The sequence below is a fragment of the Exiguobacterium sp. s75 genome (assembly GCF_018617145.1).
In the GTDB taxonomy this organism is placed as follows: domain Bacteria; phylum Bacillota; class Bacilli; order Exiguobacteriales; family Exiguobacteriaceae; genus Exiguobacterium; species Exiguobacterium profundum.
The window spans coordinates 45,427-63,585 of record NZ_JACSJQ010000004.1; the positions used below are offsets into that span (position 1 = coordinate 45,427).

Annotated in this window: 16 protein-coding genes and 1 riboswitch; of the genes, 12 read left to right on the forward strand and 4 right to left on the reverse strand. The window is 48.9% G+C overall.

Annotated features, from left to right (window positions below):
* Positions 1-8: 8 nt before the first annotated feature.
* From KNO68_RS12450 to KNO68_RS12485, 8 genes are all read left to right on the forward strand, one after another.
* Positions 9-1,004 (forward strand): aspartate-semialdehyde dehydrogenase, encoded by a 996-nt coding sequence (locus KNO68_RS12450; protein ID WP_215112599.1) that lies wholly within the window; start codon positions 9-11, stop codon positions 1,002-1,004.
* A 12-nt stretch (positions 1,005-1,016) separates the two neighbouring features.
* Positions 1,017-1,898 carry a 4-hydroxy-tetrahydrodipicolinate synthase gene (gene dapA, locus KNO68_RS12455; RefSeq protein WP_214758251.1) on the forward strand — a complete coding sequence of 294 codons (882 nt, stop codon included), beginning with the start codon at positions 1,017-1,019 and terminating at the stop codon, positions 1,896-1,898.
* Positions 1,895-2,644, forward strand: a complete 750-nt coding sequence (dapB, locus tag KNO68_RS12460) for a 4-hydroxy-tetrahydrodipicolinate reductase (RefSeq protein WP_214685489.1) — start codon at positions 1,895-1,897, stop codon at positions 2,642-2,644. Before dapA ends, dapB begins: the two co-directional genes overlap by 4 nt.
* Positions 2,622-3,329, forward strand: coding sequence for a 2,3,4,5-tetrahydropyridine-2,6-dicarboxylate N-acetyltransferase (gene dapD / locus KNO68_RS12465; RefSeq protein ID WP_214758247.1), 708 nt, complete (start codon positions 2,622-2,624; stop codon positions 3,327-3,329). Before dapB ends, dapD begins: the two co-directional genes overlap by 23 nt.
* 49 nt (positions 3,330-3,378) lie before the next feature.
* Positions 3,379-4,305 carry a branched-chain amino acid transaminase gene (locus KNO68_RS12470; protein ID WP_074037806.1) on the forward strand — a complete coding sequence of 309 codons (927 nt, stop codon included), beginning with the start codon at positions 3,379-3,381 and terminating at the stop codon, positions 4,303-4,305.
* Positions 4,306-4,319: 14 nt separating this feature from the next.
* A complete protein-coding gene (alr, locus tag KNO68_RS12475) occupies positions 4,320-5,408 on the forward strand; it encodes an alanine racemase (protein WP_215112598.1) in 1,089 nt (362 codons plus the stop codon).
* Entirely contained in the window at positions 5,378-6,670 is a 1,293-nt protein-coding gene (lysA, locus tag KNO68_RS12480; protein ID WP_215112597.1) for a diaminopimelate decarboxylase, read from the forward strand. Before alr ends, lysA begins: the two co-directional genes overlap by 31 nt.
* Before the next feature lie 94 nt (positions 6,671-6,764).
* A complete protein-coding gene (locus KNO68_RS12485; protein ID WP_251028335.1) occupies positions 6,765-7,319 on the forward strand; it encodes a nitroreductase family protein in 555 nt (184 codons plus the stop codon).
* A gap of 104 nt (positions 7,320-7,423) precedes the next feature.
* Here KNO68_RS12485 and KNO68_RS12490 read toward each other — a convergent pair whose 3' ends face one another.
* A complete protein-coding gene (locus tag KNO68_RS12490) occupies positions 7,424-7,606 on the reverse strand; it encodes a hypothetical protein (RefSeq protein WP_214758243.1) in 183 nt (60 codons plus the stop codon).
* A gap of 109 nt (positions 7,607-7,715) precedes the next feature.
* Complete coding sequence (locus KNO68_RS12495) at positions 7,716-8,252, reverse strand: gamma carbonic anhydrase family protein (protein WP_214758241.1); 537 nt, start codon at positions 8,250-8,252, stop codon at positions 7,716-7,718.
* 119 nt (positions 8,253-8,371) lie between these two features.
* Here KNO68_RS12495 and ade point away from each other — a divergent pair, with 119 nt between their 5' ends.
* The 3 genes from ade to KNO68_RS12510 all read left to right on the forward strand — a co-directional run bounded on the left by ade (position 8,372) and on the right by KNO68_RS12510 (position 12,420).
* Positions 8,372-10,081, forward strand: coding sequence for an adenine deaminase (gene ade, locus KNO68_RS12500; protein ID WP_214758239.1), 1,710 nt, complete (start codon positions 8,372-8,374; stop codon positions 10,079-10,081).
* 118 nt (positions 10,082-10,199) lie between these two features.
* Complete coding sequence (locus KNO68_RS12505; protein ID WP_015880753.1) at positions 10,200-10,484, forward strand: hypothetical protein; 285 nt, start codon at positions 10,200-10,202, stop codon at positions 10,482-10,484.
* A gap of 57 nt (positions 10,485-10,541) precedes the next feature.
* Positions 10,542-10,716, forward strand: a riboswitch (Lysine riboswitch).
* Positions 10,717-10,827: 111 nt separating this feature from the next.
* Positions 10,828-12,420: a Na+/H+ antiporter NhaC family protein gene (locus KNO68_RS12510; protein WP_214685501.1), complete on the forward strand. Its 1,593-nt coding sequence runs from the start codon at positions 10,828-10,830 to the stop codon at positions 12,418-12,420.
* A 347-nt stretch (positions 12,421-12,767) separates the two neighbouring features.
* Here the strand turns inward: KNO68_RS12510 and KNO68_RS12515 are convergent, their stop codons facing one another.
* Positions 12,768-14,393 (reverse strand): peptide ABC transporter substrate-binding protein, encoded by a 1,626-nt coding sequence (locus KNO68_RS12515; protein WP_215112596.1) that lies wholly within the window; start codon positions 14,391-14,393, stop codon positions 12,768-12,770.
* Between the two features lie 223 nt (positions 14,394-14,616).
* Here KNO68_RS12515 and KNO68_RS12520 point away from each other — a divergent pair, with 223 nt between their 5' ends.
* On the forward strand, positions 14,617-16,020 hold the full coding sequence (locus KNO68_RS12520) for a basic amino acid/polyamine antiporter (RefSeq protein ID WP_215112595.1): 1,404 nt from the start codon (positions 14,617-14,619) through the stop codon (positions 16,018-16,020).
* A 17-nt stretch (positions 16,021-16,037) separates the two neighbouring features.
* On the opposite strand, the gene KNO68_RS12525 is transcribed toward KNO68_RS12520, so the two are convergent.
* The gene (locus KNO68_RS12525) at positions 16,038-18,092 is read right to left on the reverse strand and encodes a sensor domain-containing protein (protein WP_215112594.1); all 2,055 of its coding nucleotides are present in this window, start codon (positions 18,090-18,092) and stop codon (positions 16,038-16,040) included.
* Positions 18,093-18,159: the final 67 nt, after the last annotated feature.

An 18,159-nucleotide genomic window follows, 5' to 3' on the forward strand; every position in this document is an offset into this window, starting at 1 on the left:
GGAGCATAATGTATAACGTAGCAGTCGTCGGTGCGACAGGTGCCGTCGGACAAAAAATGATTGACGTCTTAACAGAATATGAATTTCCAATCAGCGAACTGAGACTCTATGCTTCAGCCCGCTCGGCAGGAAAGACGGTCGAGGTGAATGGGCAATCGATCATGATTCGTGAATTGACCGATGCGATTTATGCGGACCCGATCGATATCGCACTCTTCTCTGCAGGTGGGAGCATCAGTGAACAATATGCCCCTCGGTTGAGTGAGCAAGGAGTCATTGTCATCGATAATTCAAGTGCATTCCGAATGCAAGAAGGAATTCCACTCATCGTACCGGAAGTGAACCGAGTCGAACTCAGTCCGGAGAGAACGCTCATCGCGAACCCGAACTGTTCCACGATTCAATCGGTCGTGGCGCTCGCGCCTCTAGCGGAAGTATACGGACTGACACGCGTCGCCTATACATCTTATCAAGCGGTATCGGGATCGGGTCAAAAAGGGATCGATGACCTCGAGCGCGGTGCGCGCGGAGAGGAACCGACGAATTATCCGTATCCGATTTATGATAACGTGTTGCCGCACATCGATGTGTTTCTAGAAAATGGCTATACGAAAGAAGAACAGAAGATGATGGATGAGACACGTAAGATTTTAAATGCGCCAAACCTCGGGGTGACGGCCACTTGTGTCCGAGTGCCGGTGCGAAACAGTCATGCGGTCTCGATCACGGTGTCGCTCGAGCGAGATGCGACAGTCGCAGAACTGAAAGCAGTCCTCGCCGATGCACCAGGGGTCGTGTTAATGGACAATCCATCCGAATTGACATATCCGACACCGCTCGATGCGAACGGGACGGATGAGGTGTATGTCGGACGAATTCGCCGAGACGATTCACAACCCAATACGTTCCATCTTTGGTGCGTTGCAGATAACGTCCGAAAAGGGGCGGCAGCGAATGCCGTTCAAATCGCGCAATGTATGATTAGTCAAACAGCGACGAAATAAGGAGGAGATGACATGTTCACAGGAGTGGCGACAGCACTAGCTACCCCATTTCAAGAAAATGGGCAGTTGAATCTAGAAGCATGGGCGGCATTAATTGAAGACCAAATCCAAGAAGGTGTGACGGGTCTCGTCATCGGTGGGACGACCGGCGAAGGGATGACAATCACTGATGACGAGTTTGAGACATTGCTCGTTCGAGCGGTGGAGGTCGCAAACGGTCGAGCCGTGATCATCGCGGGGACCGGTTCGAACAATACAGCAGTCAGTATTGAGAAAACGAAACGGGCCGCCGAACTTGGTGCGGAGATGGCGATGGTCGTCACACCGTACTATAACAAGTCGACACAGGCCGGGCTGATTGCTCACTTTACTGCGATTGCGGATGCGTCACCGATTCCGCTCATGCTCTACAATGTTCCGTCACGGACGGGTGTCGCCTTGACACCGGAAACGGTCGGTGAGCTCGCGGAACATCCGCGCATCACGGCCTTGAAAGAAGCGAGTGGGGATATCTCGGTCATGGCGCAGATGATGGCCCATATTCCGGAAGGGTTCACCGTTTACTGTGGAAATGACGATCAAATCTTGCCGTACATGGCTTGGGGCGCACAAGGGGTCGTCTCCGTTTTATCAAACGTCTATCCGGGAGCGACGGTCGCGTTGGCAGACGCCCTATTGGCGGGTGATTTGCAGACAGCACGTACGTGGCAAATTCGTTTACTCCCAGTCATCGATGAACTTTTCGCAGAAGTGAATCCGATTCCGGTGAAGGCAGCGCTTCAAGCGCGAGGATTTGAAGTCGGTGTGCCACGTCTGCCGCTCGTTCCAATGAGCGCGACGGCTGAGGCGAAATTACTATCGGCGATGGAACAATTCAATGAGGTGAGACAATGAATGTTCTCATCCATGGGTTTGGCGCAATGGGACGCATTGTCGAAGAGGTCGCTCATGCGCAAGGTGTGAACGTAACGGCAATCGTCTCACCGGGAAGTGACGAGCACACGGCGACTCTGAATGAGGTGGACGTACCCGTCGATGTCGTGATCGACTTTTCGAACCCGGCGTTACTCCCTGATTTACTCGCGTTCGGACGGGAGCGCAATATTCCGCTCGTCATCGCGACGACCGGCTTCACACCGGATGAACTGGCCGAGATTGAAACGGCTTCACAAGACATCCCAATCTTCCAGTCTTACAACACCTCATACGGGATCGCGCTCTTGAAGCAGTTGCTCGACCAACTCGTCCCACTCACTCTCGGATATGATATTGAAGTGATTGAGGCACACCATCGGAAGAAAGTGGACGCACCAAGCGGGACGGCAGAATTATTGGCACGTGCCATCGAAGCGAAGCGTGACGTGACACCGATTTACGAACGAACGTCACGTCGGGAAGCGCGTGGAGCTGAAGAGTTAGGAATGCATTCCATTCGGGGTGGCACGATTTTCGGTGAGCATACCGTGCTCTTCGCCGGAGATGATGAAATGATTGAACTGAAACATACCGCGTTATCGAAACGCGTCTTTGCAAACGGGGCACTTGCCGCTGCGGCAACGATCATTGATCGCCCGGCAGGACTTTATAATCTATCGAACTTATACGAGGAGGCTACTCATGTTACTCACAAACGCTTATGAAATCGCACAATATATTAAAGATGCTAAGAAGGAAACACCAGTCAAGCTTTACGTCAACGGTCAATTGGCGGGTCTTGTAATCGAGGAAGCGAAAGCATTCGGAACGGATGAGTCGAAACTGTTCTTGACGACGGCAGAACGCGCTGCGGCATTTTTAGAAGCTAATGCATCGGTCATCACAGATTCTCATCTTGAATATGATCGTCGCAACAGTGCCGTACCGATGCTTGATACGACACAACTCAATGCCCGAATCGAACCAGGCTCGTTCATCCGAGACCACGTTCAAATCGGCAACAACGCGGTCGTCATGATGGGAGCTGTCGTCAACATCGGAGCTGTCATCGGAGATGGTTCGATGGTCGACATGAACGCTGTCATCGGAGCACGCGGAACGCTCGGGAAGAACGTTCACCTTGGCGCAGGTGCCGTGGTCGCAGGGGTTCTTGAGCCACCTTCAAAAGATCCGGTCATCATCGAGGATGGTGTCATGATTGGGGCGAACGCAGTCATCTTAGAGGGCGTTCGCGTCGGTGAAAACGCAGTTGTCGCGGCAGGAAGTGTCGTCACACAAGACGTCCCTCCAGGTGTTGTCGTTGCGGGAACACCTGCACGAATCATCAAACAGAAAGATGAAAAAACTTCTGAAAAAACGCAACTTGTTGATGACTTACGCTCTCTCTAACGTATAATAGACAGAAAATATAAAAAATGAGGAATGGGAGAGTTGCATTATGGAACAGTATGGACAATGGATGTGGAAAGACGGGGCTTGGATTGAGCCGACTGACGCAAACACGAGTATCATGACACACGCGATTCATTACGGAAGCGGGTTCTTTGAAGGGATTCGCGCGTATCACACGGAGGAAGGTCCTGCTATCTTCCGATTACGTGAACACTTGGAGCGACTTGTTCGCTCGTGTGCATACTACCACGTCACGCTACCGTATACGGTAGATGAACTCGAACAAGCCACGATGGAATTGATTGAGCGAAACGGATTTGAAGCATGCTACATCCGTCCGTTCGTCTTCCTTGGAACACCATGGCAGGCACTTATGCCGACTGCTGAGACGAAGGTACATGTTGCCATCTCGTGTTGGCCGCTCGGTGAATATTTCAACAAGACGGTCGGGATTCGAGCGAAAGTGGCCTCGTATCGCCGCGTGTCTTCTACCATGATGCCAATGCAAGCGAAAGCGGCCTCGAACTATATGAACTCACAGCTATTAAAAGGAGAGGCGCTCCGTGACGGATTCGATGAAGCGATTGCCCTTGATATGAACGGAAACGTCAGTGAGGCGAGTGTCGCGAACATCTTCCTCGTGAAAGGAAAAACGATTACGACACCGTCCCTTGACTGTTCTGTACTCGATGGCATCACACGTCAAACGGTGATGCAATTGGCTCGCGAGGCCGGTTATGAAATCGTCGAGCGCCATATCGGACGCGATGAGCTCTATGTGGCTGATGAAATCTTCTTAACGGGAACGGCAGCCGAGGTGACGAGCGTCATCGAGGTCGACCATATCTCGATTGGTGGAGGTGTCCAGACGGTTGCGACAGAAATGTTGACACGCTATCGTGAAGCCGTAACAGGACAACTTCCGGAACACCGCGATTGGATCACGTTCGTGAAATCAGCAGTAACAGAGTAAAGGAGTTTTGCACGATGGGAGTCACAATTGACTTGAATGCGATTCGCGAAAACAAACGCCGGATTGAAGCGCTCGGGCGCCCCGTGTTTGCGGTCGTGAAAAACAATGCCTATAACCTAGGAATGGAGCCAGTTGTGACGACTTTGTATGATGAAGGAGTCCGTCACTTCATGGTGACCACGTTAGAAGAAGCGATTGAAGTGCGAGCGCATGCAGAGTCGGCTCGCGTCCTCGTCATGAATCCGGTATATACGTGGGAACACGTGCATGCCCATGATTTTGACGTCGCAATCGGCTCGTATGAATGGCTCGTCTCGCAGCGTGAGCATCTCGATGGCGTTCGCCTTCATTTGAAATTAGACGTCGGCATGAACCGATTCGGTGCCAAAACGTTTGAAGAAGCGCTACAGATCGTTGCCTTCTGCCAAAATGAAGGATTGAACCTTGTCGGACTATGTACACATTTTCCGCTCGCGGATGCGGACAATGCCGAAGTCGAGCATAGCGTCCAAGTCGAACGCTTTGCCGACTGGTCGACACGTTTGATGGAACGTCATACGTTTGAATTGATTCATGCCGCGAACAGTGCGGCCACGCTTCAAGACGACTTGCGCTTGCACCATTGCACACATGTGCGTGTCGGTATTTTCTTATACGGTTATTCGTCGGTTGAGCCGGTTGAGTGGCTCGTACCTGCGTTTTATTGGGAGACCGAAGTGGTTGCCGTCCACGACATCGAAGCGGGGGCTCATGTCGGGTATGGAACGGGATATACCGCGGAATCGAAAGAACGGATTGCTGTCTTACCTGTCGGATATGGGGATGGATTGATGCGAGCGAGACGTCACTTGCCTGTTCACATCGCGGGGAAAGCATACCCGTTCATCAGTAACATCTTTATGAGCCATAGCTTCATCAAAGTCGACGAAGACGTACAAATCGGCGACCGTGTCGCATTATATGGGATCGAGACGAAAATCGATGACGTGACACGTGTTGGCTATGCCAACAACTCAGAACAGCTCTGTGCCCGTTCGTGGCGTGTCTCACATCGCTTTGAAGGAGGAATTGTATGTACACCACCAATCAATCAGAATGCTTGATCGAAGGCGTGTCCGTCCGTGAACTTCAAGCGACGTACGGGACACCTTTATACATCATGAGTGAGCCAGAACTAGAGCGTCGCCTTGGAATTGTCCAGAATGCGTTTCTAGATAAGTATCCGAACACGTATGCGTTATACGCGTCAAAAGCATTATCGATTGCGGCCGTTTATGAAAAAGTGATGGCCGCAGGGTTAAGTGTCGACGTCGTCTCAAGGGGTGAGATGTACGTGGCACTGCATGCCGGTGTACCGGCGGAGCGCATTCACGTCCATGGATCGAACAAGACGATTCTTGACATCACGTATGCTCTCGAACAGGGGATTACACACTTTACCATCGACAATATGCGGGAGATCAGCCTCTTGTCAGGACTTGCGGCTGAATACAATCGCGAAGTCGATGTGCTTCTCCGCATTGTGCCTCAAGTTGTCGGGGGTGCCCATGCGGCGATTCAAACGGGTGGGGTTGATACAAAATTCGGTTTCCCGACGCATGACGACACGTATTTAGACGCGATTCGTACAACGTTAGAAGCCGAGCACTTACAGTTGAAGGGAATCCATTGTCACGTCGGTTCTCAAATTCAAGATCCGACCCTCTTCATCAACACGGTGAAGACGATGGTGCGCTTCATGGATACGATTCGTCAGGAAACCGGCTATACGACGGACGTCTTGAACATCGGCGGGGGATTCGGCGTCGCTTACTTGGATGAAGACGAATATCTCGATTTTGCCCAGACGATGGAGCAAGTGATGGAGACGTTGGTCGAGGAGGTCGAGGCACGTGAATTGCCACTTCCGAAAATCGGGATTGAGCCGGGACGTTGGCTCGTCGCCAATGCGGGTGCCACGCTTTATGAGGTGGGGACCGTCAAAGAAGTGAGTGGCGTTCGTACATTCGTGTCTGTCGATGGCGGGATGACGGACAATATCCGTCCGGCATTGTATGACGCGGAGTATGAGGTCGTGGCAGCGACTCGGATGAATGAAGAGAAGACGCTCGAGGCAAAAATAGTCGGAGCGTGCTGTGAGTCGGGAGACATCATCTCGAACCGCTCATTGATCCCCCCTGTCACACCAGGTGACTTATTACTTGTCAAAGCAACAGGAGCGTACAATTTCTCCATGGCGAGCAACTATAACCAGATGCTTCGTCCAGCTGTTGTCTTCGTGAAGGACGGGGCACATCGACTTGTCGTTCGTCGCCAAACGTTTGAAGACTTGGTGGCATGTGAGGTCATTGGACAATCAACGTAAGACTGCAGAGCAATCTGTAGTCTTTTTTTTGATTTTGAAATGAGAACGTTTTTCAATTATGATAGAGAAGAGAAAAAAAGGGGAAGTGACGGTCATGACCAAGACAGCAGCACAAAAGCTAATTGAAGAAAGACGTACGGTCCGTATGTTCAAAGAAGCACCAATCGATACGAAAGTGCTTTATGAAGTGTTGCAATCGGCACATCATGCACCATTTCACAATAAAGTCGAACCATGGAACGTGTATGTGTTCAATGGGGATGGGAAGCAAGTGTTACTCGATGCGCTCGAACCAGCCTTCTCGGAGGCGTCAGAAGGGCAACGCGAAAAAGTGACGGGACGGATTTTAAATGCGGCAACCTGTATGTATGTGACGGCAAAACATTTTGAAACGGACAAAGGGAATCGTGACGCGTTACTCGCGACGGCGACATTCATTCAAAATGTTCAGCTGCTCTTAAGTGAACGTGAGATCGGAATGGTCTGGCGGACGGGTGGACTGTTTGATGATGCACGGTTGAAGGAAATGATCGGGGCGGAAGGGGAGACGTTTATCGGTCTCCTGCAAATCGGGAAATATGACACAGAAGATATCCCTACACCGAAAGCGCGACAACCGATTGATTCGCATCTCATCATGTTTGAATAATAAAGAGCGAGCGATGGGGAATCCCTTCGCTCGCTTGCTCTATATATCGGTCAATTATCGCTTTATTTTTGTTGCGAGCCAATCTTGAATCACAGTCGTTGGAATCATCCAGTCGTTCCTCCATTTTTAGAATCTTCTCTACTATTATCCAAATGCATACGTTCCCAAACCTCTCGATGTGCCCCATGAAGGGCATCATCGAATGAATCATCGATATGAAGGCCATAACTTGGATTGATGGACGAGGCATACAGGTCTAGCATGAGTTGATCATGGTTCGGATACATAGAGTGGGCTCCTTTCAATACATCAGCTTGGCTACACCTTCAGTATACAAAGGAACTATGTAGAAAATTCGAGAGAAACGTTAACATTTTATGAATCTTGTAAACGCTTTCACAATCGTTGGATTTCGCGAACTGGAACGCACGACTGCTTATATTGTTCGGCACGCTTGGCATATTTCTTTACCGTTCTCTCCATGATAAAACGATCTTCATCGTTTAATGGACGAACGACTTTTGCTGGGACGCCCATGACCATCACCCCTTCAGGAATCTGCATGTTTGGTGTGACGAGCGCACCGGCAGCGACAAAGGACCCTTTTCCAATCTTCGCCCCATCGAGTACGGTAGCATGCATGCCAATCAAGCAATCTTCTTCAATCTCACAGCCGTGAATCATCGCCATGTGGCCAATCGAGACACGGTCATGAATGATTGTCGGTGAGCCTTCATATTGATGAATCATCGAACCATCCTGAATGTTGACGTATGAACCGATTTGAATGGGTCCTTCGTCTCCACGGATGACGGTATTGAACCATACTCCCGAGTGAGCGCCGATGGTCACGTCTCCAATCACGTGTGCCCCTGGTGCAAGATAAGTCGTCGGATCGACTTTTGGTGTCAACTCTCCTAATTTGTATTGCATCGTTGTAACCCCTTTCAGACGGATATGTTATCATTGTCGCACAACTTGAAAAAGAAATTGCAACGAAAAGAATATTCTTGGTAAGATAGTTAAAATACGTTGAATAAGGAGATCGAAAGATGGAGAAACAACATTTGATTGACATCGCCGCAAAGAAAAAGAAAGCGGCCGTCGTCTTTAAAGACGTCGCAGTGATTGACGTGTACAGTCGTGAGACGATTCGTACAGACGTCGCCATCGACGCAGGATATATCGTGGCTATTGGGGAAGAGTACGATGGAGAGGTCGAGTATCACGATCCGACGTGGACGCTTGCGCCGTCCTTTATCGATTCGCACGTCCATATCGAGTCATCGATGGTCCCCCCGCATGAATTTGCGAAAGCAGTCTTACCACTTGGTGTCACGACCGTGATTGCCGATCCACATGAGATTGCGAATGTGAACGGAGCACTCGGGATTGAGTACATGTTAGCAGATGCGAAAGGACTTCCACTCGACGTTCGGATGATGCTTCCGAGTTGTGTACCAGCGACACCGTTCGAACATGCAGGTGCTAAACTGTATGCGGAAGATTTGGTACCGTTTTTAGGAGATCCAGGAGTGCATGGACTAGGCGAGGTCATGGATTATCCTTCGGTTGAAGCCGGAAGTGAAGACATGCTTCAAAAAATCGCACAGACGGAACAAGCGGGTAAAGTGGTCGACGGACACGCATCGGGACTTGGCCCAGACCAATTGAACGTCTATCGTTCTGCAGGAATCATGACGGACCATGAATGTACGACTGCGGAAGAGGCGATTGAACGAGTGCGACGTGGATTCTACGTTCAAATTCGGGAAGGGTCCGTTGCTCGAAACGTGGAGAAGGTGAGCCTAGCCGTTACGGAAAGCAATGCCCACCGCTTCCTTTTCTGTACGGATGATAAGCATTTGGATGACTTGGTCGCGGAAGGTGGAATCGACTACAACATCCGTACCGCCATCAAGCAAGGGGTTAAGCCGGAAACGGCCTATGCCATCGCAAGTCTACATGCCGCAGAGGCCTATGGATTAAAAGAGGTCGGGGCGATCGCACCTGGTAAGAAGGCGAACTTCGTTATCTTGTCAGACGTCGAATCGGTAAAAATCGAACAAGTCTATGTGAATGGTACGCTCGTCGCGGAGAAGGGGAATGCGACGTTTGAATCGGAAGGGATTGAAGTGCCGAAACCGATGAAAGGTGAGCTCGCTTTACCCGAATTGACCGCCGAGTCGTTCCGACTTGCCGCAAGTGAAGAAGAAATCGATGTCATTCAAGTGCTTCCGAACAGCTTGTTGACGAAACGACAGCGTCTCACGTTCCAACCAGACGCATCAGGCGCAGATTTATCGCAGGATATCGCGACGCTTGCCGTCATCGAACGCCATCACGGGACAGGCCATATGGCTCTTGCCCCGGTAACGGGATTCGGCTTGAAACGAGGTGCCCTAGCAGCCACGGTTGCCCATGACAGCCATAACTTGGTCGTCGCCGGGGTCAGCCCGGAAGACATGTTGCTCGCGGCGAGAACGCTTGAAAAAGTAGGGGGAGGGGTCGTCGCCGTATCGGAAGGAGAAGTGCTTGCCGTCCTTCCGCTCGAGATTGGTGGACTGATGACGAAGCGACCATATCGTGAAGTGGCAGAGATTCTGGAACAGCTGAATGATGCGCTAGATGTCGTGGGAGCCCATCGTCATTTCAATCCGTATTTGACGATGTCCTTCCTCGCCTTACCGGTCATTCCTGACTTGAAATTGACCGATATGGGATTGTTCGACGTGACCACGTTCTCATTCATCAACGCTTGACTCGGTCTAACGTATGATTTTTGTTAAGAACCGCCGATAACGATTGAATGCGTGACGGGAAGTTGGTATAGTTACGTCAAGTTTCATCGGGTCAACATTGAAAGGGGGGATATTACAGATGGAACAAGTTGCTTACAATCGGTCGTATGATGAACATGAGGAATTGATCAATTCTGTATATCGTGCTTTCAAGGACCGATGCGAAGAACTACCAGAAGAAACTCAGACAAAACGTCGTTTACGACGACTCATTTTCTCTACGATTAAAGAACAGACGAAGTCTCACGCTGACCGATTCGTGTTGTATCACTTCTTCAACGACTTCTTTAAAGCGGTGGAAACGAATGACCAAGAAGCACTCGCTGTCTTGAAGCGAATCATTCGTGATGAAAAAAACTATTGATATGTGACACCAACCTGTGATAATTTAGACGTAACTTTAAATGAATATTCGTGCTATCGATGAGGTAGAGGTGCGATGCTGATGAGTAAGTAGTCGGAGGATGACAACGATGAGGACTACAAAAAGGCAGGATCGCCGAAGTGCAACACCATGTCCGTGGGGTTGTGCTGGGCTGACGGGAAATACCCGTCGGACTGCCATACATATTTACGTATGGAGCGCTCCAAGTCGGCTAAGAAAGACGGAACATCCAGCGAGGGTGTCGGCTTTGTTGCCGATGCCCTCGCTTTGCGTTTTTTTAAGCATAGGGGGCCTCATCCTAATAAAAAAGGAGGAATTCAGCATGGTAGATTATTCAACATCGGTACTCTCACTCGTACCGGCATTACTTGCAATTATTATGGCAATCACAACACGAAAGGTCATCCCATCACTCGGTGTCGGGATTATCGCAGGAGTCCTTCTCTTGCATAACTTCAATCCAATTGATTCGATTCAATACTTGTGGTCGAACATCATCGCTTTATTCTGGGCGGATGGAGCCATCAACGAATGGAACGTCTTGTTGATTGCGTTCTTGCTCTTGCTCGGGATTTTGTCATCCATCATTCAAACGTCGGGCGGCGCCCGCGCGTTCGGAGAATGGGCGGCTTCAAACGTCAAGACGGCCCGTGGCGCTCGTCTCGTCTCGTTCGGACTTGGGATTTTGATTTTTATCGACGATTATTTCAACAGTTTGGCCGTCGGGAACATCAGCCGACCGCTTACGGACCGAAAAAAAGTATCGCGTGCAAAACTCGCTTATATGATTGACTCGACAGCCGCACCGGTCTGTGTCATCAGCCCGCTTTCAAGTTGGGGTGCATATATCATCGCCATCATCGCGGGTATTTTGGCAAAATACTCGATTGACAGCTATTCTTCATTCTCTGCATTCATTCAAATCATACCAATGAACTTCTATGCCGTCTTCGCACTACTCTTGACAGCATATGTGGCATTCACTGGACTTGCCATCGGACCGATGCGCACGCACGAACTTCGTGCCCTCCAAGGGGAGTTGTATGATTCGGCAAAAGGAAAGCCGATGGGAATGAGCGAAGATTTACACGAGCACGAAGGTGGAAAAGTACGTGATTTGATCGTACCAATTATCACGCTGATCATTGCGACAGTGTCAGCGATGCTTTACACGGGTGGTCAAGCGCTCGCGGCTGACGGTCAAGACTTCTCGTTGATTGGAGCCTTCGAATCGACAGATGTGACACGCTCACTCGTTGCGGGTGTTGTCATCAGTTTGATTGTCGCATTCTTGCTTCTCATCGGACGTAAAATCCCAACACGTGACTATGGAAAAGCGGCATGGGAAGGCGTTCGTGCCATGTGGCCGGCTGTCTTGATTCTCTTGTTTGCTTGGACAATCATTGCGGTCATCAGCGACATGAAGACTGGTGAATACTTGGCGAGCTTCGTGACAGATACAATCGCTGCATCTTACTTGCCACTCCTTCTCTTCTTGATTGCCGGAATCATGGCATTCTCGACAGGAACGAGTTGGGGAACATTTGGTTTGATGCTTCCGATCGGTGCCGACTTGATCATGGCTGTTGAACCGGAACTCCTTCTCGCGTCACTTGCGGCTGTATTGGCCGGCGCGGTGTTTGGTGACCACTGTTCACCAATTTCAGATACAACGATTCTCAGCTCAACAGGAGCGGGCTCGCACCATATCGACCACGTGGTGACACAATTGCCGTATGCTATTCTTGCAGCGGTTGTCTCGGCGATCGGTTACTTGGTGCTCGGGATTACAGCGTCGATTTGGATCGGATTCTTCGCTGCATTGATTTCGTTTATCGTATTGGTTGGAATCGCAGAAGTGATTTCAAAACGTGGGAAAGTACCTGCAGAACTCCGTGCGAAGCGTGAGGCTTAATACACGAAAATGACTTCCATCGATTTGATGGAAGTCATTTTTTATGTGCGGTCGTCACTGCATAAGTGAGACGGTCGAGTAGTTTACCGAGAATGAACCAAAAGAGAACTATGATGTACAGTGATAGGCTGTGGTAATGGAGATGAATGACGTACAAAGAAAACCAAGGTGTCTCGAGCAACCAAAATGGAGGCGAAGTAGATGTGCTTGTCATCCAATCCAGATACATTCATGATGCAGATCGTGACAGCTAATAAGGTGAACCGCAGTGTCAAACTCTTTATAGAGAGACTTTCACGACAGAAAAACCTCCCTGGTCCATGTAGGAATCAAGGAGGTTACAATCATTATTTCACGTCAAGCCACTTGAAACTTGCATCGGCACCGAACGGGTGACGGTACATGTTCTCGATGTTTGAACGCTCTAAGTATGCCTCACCTTTTTGATAAATCGGAGCGATGGCAAAGTCTTCTTCGAGAAGGATGCGTTCTGCTTCTTGCATTGCTTCCCAACGTTTCATCTGATCGGCTTCTTTCTTCGCAGATTGAATCAACTGATCATATTCGTCATTCGAGTACTCCATACGGTTAAACGGTCCGTCTGTGACCCACATGTCGAGGTATGTCATCGGATCCTGATAGTCAGGGCCCCAACCAGCTGCAGAAACGTCATATTCGCCTTTCCCTTCAAGATCAAGGAAGTTTTTGAACGGTTGCTGTTTGATGTTAAGTGTCAAACCAGGCAAGTTCTTCTCAAGTTCGCCTTTGATGAACTCGTTCACTTTCTTGAATGCTTCTTCGTCACGTGAGAGGAACTCGAGTTCGATTGTTTCAACACCTAATTCTTCTAATCCTTTTTCCCATGCGGCTTTTGCTTCATCTACGTTGTAGTTGAGGAGGTCTGGATACTTCTCACGGAAGTCAGCTCCGTCTTCTGTGAACGTGAAGTCTTTCGCTACGATATAGTTCGCCGGTTGCGATCCGTCTGTTAAGATGACATCTGTCACACTCTGTTTGTCGAATCCTTTCGCAAGTGCTTCACGGATGTTGACGTTTTGGAGCGCTTCGTTCTTTTGGTTGAAACGAAGGAAGTTGATTCGAGCATCGGCACGCGTTTTGAACTCGTCGCTGTCTTCGAATTGCGGAACGAATTCAGAAGAGAGGAGCGTGTAGTCCGCTTCACCCGACTCGAACAAGTTGACCCCAGTCGATACGTCTTTTACGACTTTGACGTTGATCGTGTCCATCTTGACGTTTTCAGCATCCCAATATTCAGGGTTCTTCTTGTAAACCCATCCTGCATTGTCTTGCCACTCGCTCAAGACGTAAGGTCCATTATAGAGTGTCTTGTCGACAGATGTTGCGAACTCTTCGCCTTGCTCTTCGACGTACTCTTGTTTTTGCGGCATATACGTTGGGAATCCAGTCAATCCTAAGAAATAAGGAGCTGGTGCTTCCAATTGTACTTCAAGCGTTTTCTCGTCAATCGCTTTTGCACCGAGGTTGTCGAGCGACATTTCACCTGCAAGGATTTTGTTCGCGTTTTTCAAGTCTTGAAGAATATAGGCATACTCCGCACCTGTTTCAGGATTGAGGGCACGTTTCCAAGAGTAAACGAAGTCTTCAGCTGTAATTGGAGAACCGTCCGACCAGTTTGCGTTACGTAACTTGAACGTGTATGTAAGCCCATCCTCGGATACTTCGACATCTTCGGCAATCCCCGGTGTCGGTTGGTTGTTCTCGTCTAGACGATACAATCCTTCGAACACGTTGTTTGTCACGATGACCGATGTCGAGTCTGTTGTAAGTGTCGGATCGAGCTGCGGCAAGTCCGTCGCCGATACCATTGTGATTTCTTTTTTCGCATCGTTCGAAGATGAACCTTCTGAACTTGATGAGTCATCTCCTGTGCTACAGGCAGCCGTCGCCAATAATGCGACCCCCGATAACGCTAACCATTTTTTGTTACGCATCATACAACCTCCCGAAAATTCTGATAATTTAGAATATGTTGTAATTAAACTACATCTGACATGAATATGCAATGGAATTTTTCAAATTATCCGAAAATATAAACTTATTCAGAATGACTATTCAGCAATCCTTGCAGGAAGTAGAATAAAAAAATCTACGAATGATTATACAATATTTTTGTATAGTTATTCGTATAGACAGAGTAGTAGTGGAGGCGTTAACTTGAAACAACATTCAGCCGGAATCGGCTTTTTCGGTCTAGCGGCAATGGTCGTTGGGACTATGATTGGTGGAGGTGCGTTTAACTTGCCTGGTGCCATGGCACAAGGGTCAGGGGTCGGACCAGTTTTAATTGGATGGGGAATTACGGGGGTCGGCATGATTATGCTCGCCTTTGTCTTTCAGTTTTTAGCCAACACGCGGCCAGAGCTAGAAGGTGGAATTTATGCTTATGCCCGTGAAGGCTTCGGGAAGTTTGTTGGATTCAACAGCGGCTGGGGATACTGGATGTCGGCTTGGATTGGGACGGTAGCCAACATCACGTTGATTTTCAGTACATTGGCTTATTTTTTCCCTGTTTTCTCAGCAGAACACCGACTGTTTCGCTTGTTCGTGAGTGTCGTTCTGATTTGGGGTTTATTTTGGCTCATTTCACGCGGGATGCGTGAAGCGGCACTTCTCAATATCGTAACAACGATTGCGAAACTCGTTCCGATTATCTTGTTTATCGTGTTGATCGTATTCGCCTTTCGAATCGATACGTTCCAAGTCGATTTTTGGGGAGAAACAGGGTTTGTTTGGGCGGATGTGTTTCCACAAGTGAAGTCAACGATGCTCGTCACACTTTGGGCGTTTGTCGGGATCGAGGGAGCGGTCGTGTTGTCGTCGCGCGCACGTCATAAAAAAGATGTCGGTCGTGCCACGGTCATTGGTCTGATTGGAACTTTATTGATATATATGATGATTTCCATCTTCTCGTTTGGTGTCATGACACAGGAGCAACTCGCTGCGTTGCCTGAACCGTCGATGGCATATGTGTTAGAAGCGGTCGTCGGCCCGTTCGGCGCAACATTGATTAACATCGGACTGCTCGTGTCATTAACAGGCGCATTGCTCGGCTGGACGATTTTAGCGACGGAGATTTCGTACGTAGCGAGCCGAGATGGGGTGTTTCCGAAAGTATTTCACCGTTTGAATGCGAACGAGACACCGGTAAACGCGCTATTCATCACCCAAGCGTTCACTCAAGTCGTTACGGCCATCGCCTTGTTTTCAGAACAGACGTATCTCGTGCTTTCAAGCATCGCTGGAATCGCAGCACTCGTTCCTTATCTATTCTCGGCACTCTATGGATGGATGGAGGCGAAGCGGACGACGTCGCTACGGTTGATGGTCGTTTGCGGGATTGCCTCGCTATACGCCGCCTGGTTACTCTACGCTTCGGGAGTCGAGTATGTCTTGATTGCGATGATTCTATACGCACCCGGCATCTTCGTCTTTCTTTTGGCAGAACGGGAACAAGGACGACCATTTTTGACCCGTACCCAGTCGTTGATTGCCTTGATTATTCTATTATGTGCGACCTATGGCATTTATGGGCTTTGGACAGCCACAATCGCCCTATAAGAAAACTCACCGGCGCCTCAAGCGTTCGGTGAGTTTTTTGATGATCGGAGTAATTGTTCGATTACACTTGGTGAAGCAGGTCTCGCATATAAATAGCCCTGGAAAGAATCGCAATCTGTCGACTTTAAGTGTGCCAACATCTCTTCATCTTCGACTCCCTCTGCGACGACGTGGAGATTTAAACTCTTCCCAAGATGGACGATGACATCGAGGAGATGAGATTTGGATGCCATCCAATCATCGAGAAAGACTTTATCGATTTTGAGTTCATCGACCGGGAAGGACTTCAAATACTGCAAGGACGAGAAGCCTGTTCCGAAATCGTCAATCGACAGTCGATAGTTCAAGCGCTTGATTTGTTCCATGCGTTCGATGATTTCATCGGTCTTTTGCATGACGAGACTTTCCGTGATTTCCAAGATGACGTCTGCTGGGTCGAGCTGGAGTTGTTGCTTGATGTTTCGTAACGTATTCAAAAAACTGTCACTCCGAAATTGATTAGGCGAAATGTTGATTGCCATCGAAAGCGGTTGATCGAACTCGGCTTTCCAGGCTTTCAGTTGTTTCGTTGCCTCTAAGATGACCCAGTTGTTGATGGGAACGATGAGTGCCATCTCTTCCGCGAGCGGAATGAACTCTGAAGGCGGGATTTGTCCGAGTTCTTCATGATGCCAACGAAGGAGTGCCTCAAAACCGATGAGACGGTCTGTGGCGAGTTCATACTTTGGCTGATATTCAAGATAAAAATGCTTTTCTTCAAGAGCTCGATACATCGCCTTCTCAATATGGATCTGTCTAGAGAAGGCAGCATCCATATCCTTTGTCACGAATTGAATCGTACCGACGCCAATCTGTTTCCCTTTGAAGAGGGCACTTTCAGCACGTGTATACAGTTCCTCGAGCGAACTTGCCGATGACGGATAAAACACGCATCCAATCGAAATCGATACCATGATGGAGTGATGGTAAATCCGGAACGGACGTTGCAGCTCGTGTTGTAGATGTCGAAGTACTTGGAACACTTCTTCCTTAGATTCCTCGAAGAACATGACACCGAACAGTCCGCCCGTAGGATGGAATAAAAGAGCGGATTCCGGAATGAGATGAAGTGCGCGCTCCTTGATTTGAATCAGGAGTTCGTTCCCGACACGAGAGCCGAATGATTCATTGATGATTTTGAAGCGGTCGATATCAAACAAGGCAATATGAAAGAGTCCTTCTCGCTCGTCGATTTGCTGAAGGATGGAGTCGTAACGACGTAAAAACCCTTTCTTATTATAAAGTCCGGTCAACTCATTTTGATAAGCGAGGGACTGGACTTCCTTTTCAAGGCGTTTCTTTTCCGACACATCAAATCCGAAGGCGGTATATTGAATCACTTCATTCTTCTCACTAACAATTGGTACGACAGTCAAGTTGAGCCAACACGGCTCTGACTCATGTTGCTTACAGGAGATCGGCATCTCGCCGTTCCAAACTCTATTCGTCGCTAGAGATTTTAAGACGTTACGCGAAATCTCGTCTTGGTCACTCGAATCATGGATGAGATTGAACCATTCGTGGCCGATTAGCTGTTGCTCCGTCGCATCGAGTAGACTGCATAACGATGGGTTGATATCCACAATCTCCCCTTTCGCATTTGTCGCCAAGTAATGCGTGGACTGTTTGATCATCTCTTGAAAATGATGAAGTAGATTGAATTGTTCTGTACTGATGAGAGGTCCAAATCCTTTTGGGAGAAACGCTAAAAAATAGCCATAGATTTTCTCGAGCGAAAACGATTGTAAGTAGGCAGTCGCATAAATGACGGAACCATCCTTATGTTGAAACGGTGTCATTGCCGTTGTCGAGAATGGGTATTGAAGGAGGAGTGGTGACCACGTCTCGAGTGCATGGTCAAGCTGCTGGACGACCGGCAGCGGTTGATGGAGGACTTCTTGACGTTCCCAGCCGAATAGAATCTCGGCGTGTTCATTCCATAATAGGACCGTACCATCTTGAGAAATATAACAACACGGGACAGACAAAGCATCGATGAACTGATCTACCGATAAATCACGCAATGAAGCCACATCATTTCCTCCAATCTGTCATGCGAAAAGCATATTCTAATGTCAGTGTACCTTAATTTGCCAATTC

Bases quoted from the DNA above. Each gene is read 5' to 3' on its own strand.
- KNO68_RS12450 (WP_215112599.1), top strand. From the start codon at position 9: ATGTATAACGTAGCAGTCGTCGGTGCGACAGGTGCCGTCGGACAAAAA.
- dapA (WP_214758251.1), top strand. From the start codon at position 1,017: ATGTTCACAGGAGTGGCGACAGCACTAGCTACCCCATTTCAAGAAAAT.
- dapB (WP_214685489.1), top strand. From the start codon at position 1,895: ATGAATGTTCTCATCCATGGGTTTGGCGCAATGGGACGCATTGTCGAA.
- dapD (WP_214758247.1), top strand. From the start codon at position 2,622: ATGTTACTCACAAACGCTTATGAAATCGCACAATATATTAAAGATGCT.
- KNO68_RS12470 (WP_074037806.1), top strand. From the start codon at position 3,379: ATGGAACAGTATGGACAATGGATGTGGAAAGACGGGGCTTGGATTGAG.
- alr (WP_215112598.1), top strand. From the start codon at position 4,320: ATGGGAGTCACAATTGACTTGAATGCGATTCGCGAAAACAAACGCCGG.
- lysA (WP_215112597.1), top strand. From the start codon at position 5,378: ATGTACACCACCAATCAATCAGAATGCTTGATCGAAGGCGTGTCCGTC.
- KNO68_RS12485 (WP_251028335.1), top strand. From the start codon at position 6,765: ATGACCAAGACAGCAGCACAAAAGCTAATTGAAGAAAGACGTACGGTC.
- KNO68_RS12490 (WP_214758243.1), bottom strand. From the start codon at position 7,606: ATGTATCCGAACCATGATCAACTCATGCTAGACCTGTATGCCTCGTCC.
- KNO68_RS12495 (WP_214758241.1), bottom strand. From the start codon at position 8,252: ATGCAATACAAATTAGGAGAGTTGACACCAAAAGTCGATCCGACGACT.
- ade (WP_214758239.1), top strand. From the start codon at position 8,372: ATGGAGAAACAACATTTGATTGACATCGCCGCAAAGAAAAAGAAAGCG.
- KNO68_RS12505 (WP_015880753.1), top strand. From the start codon at position 10,200: ATGGAACAAGTTGCTTACAATCGGTCGTATGATGAACATGAGGAATTG.
- KNO68_RS12510 (WP_214685501.1), top strand. From the start codon at position 10,828: ATGGTAGATTATTCAACATCGGTACTCTCACTCGTACCGGCATTACTT.
- KNO68_RS12515 (WP_215112596.1), bottom strand. From the start codon at position 14,393: ATGCGTAACAAAAAATGGTTAGCGTTATCGGGGGTCGCATTATTGGCG.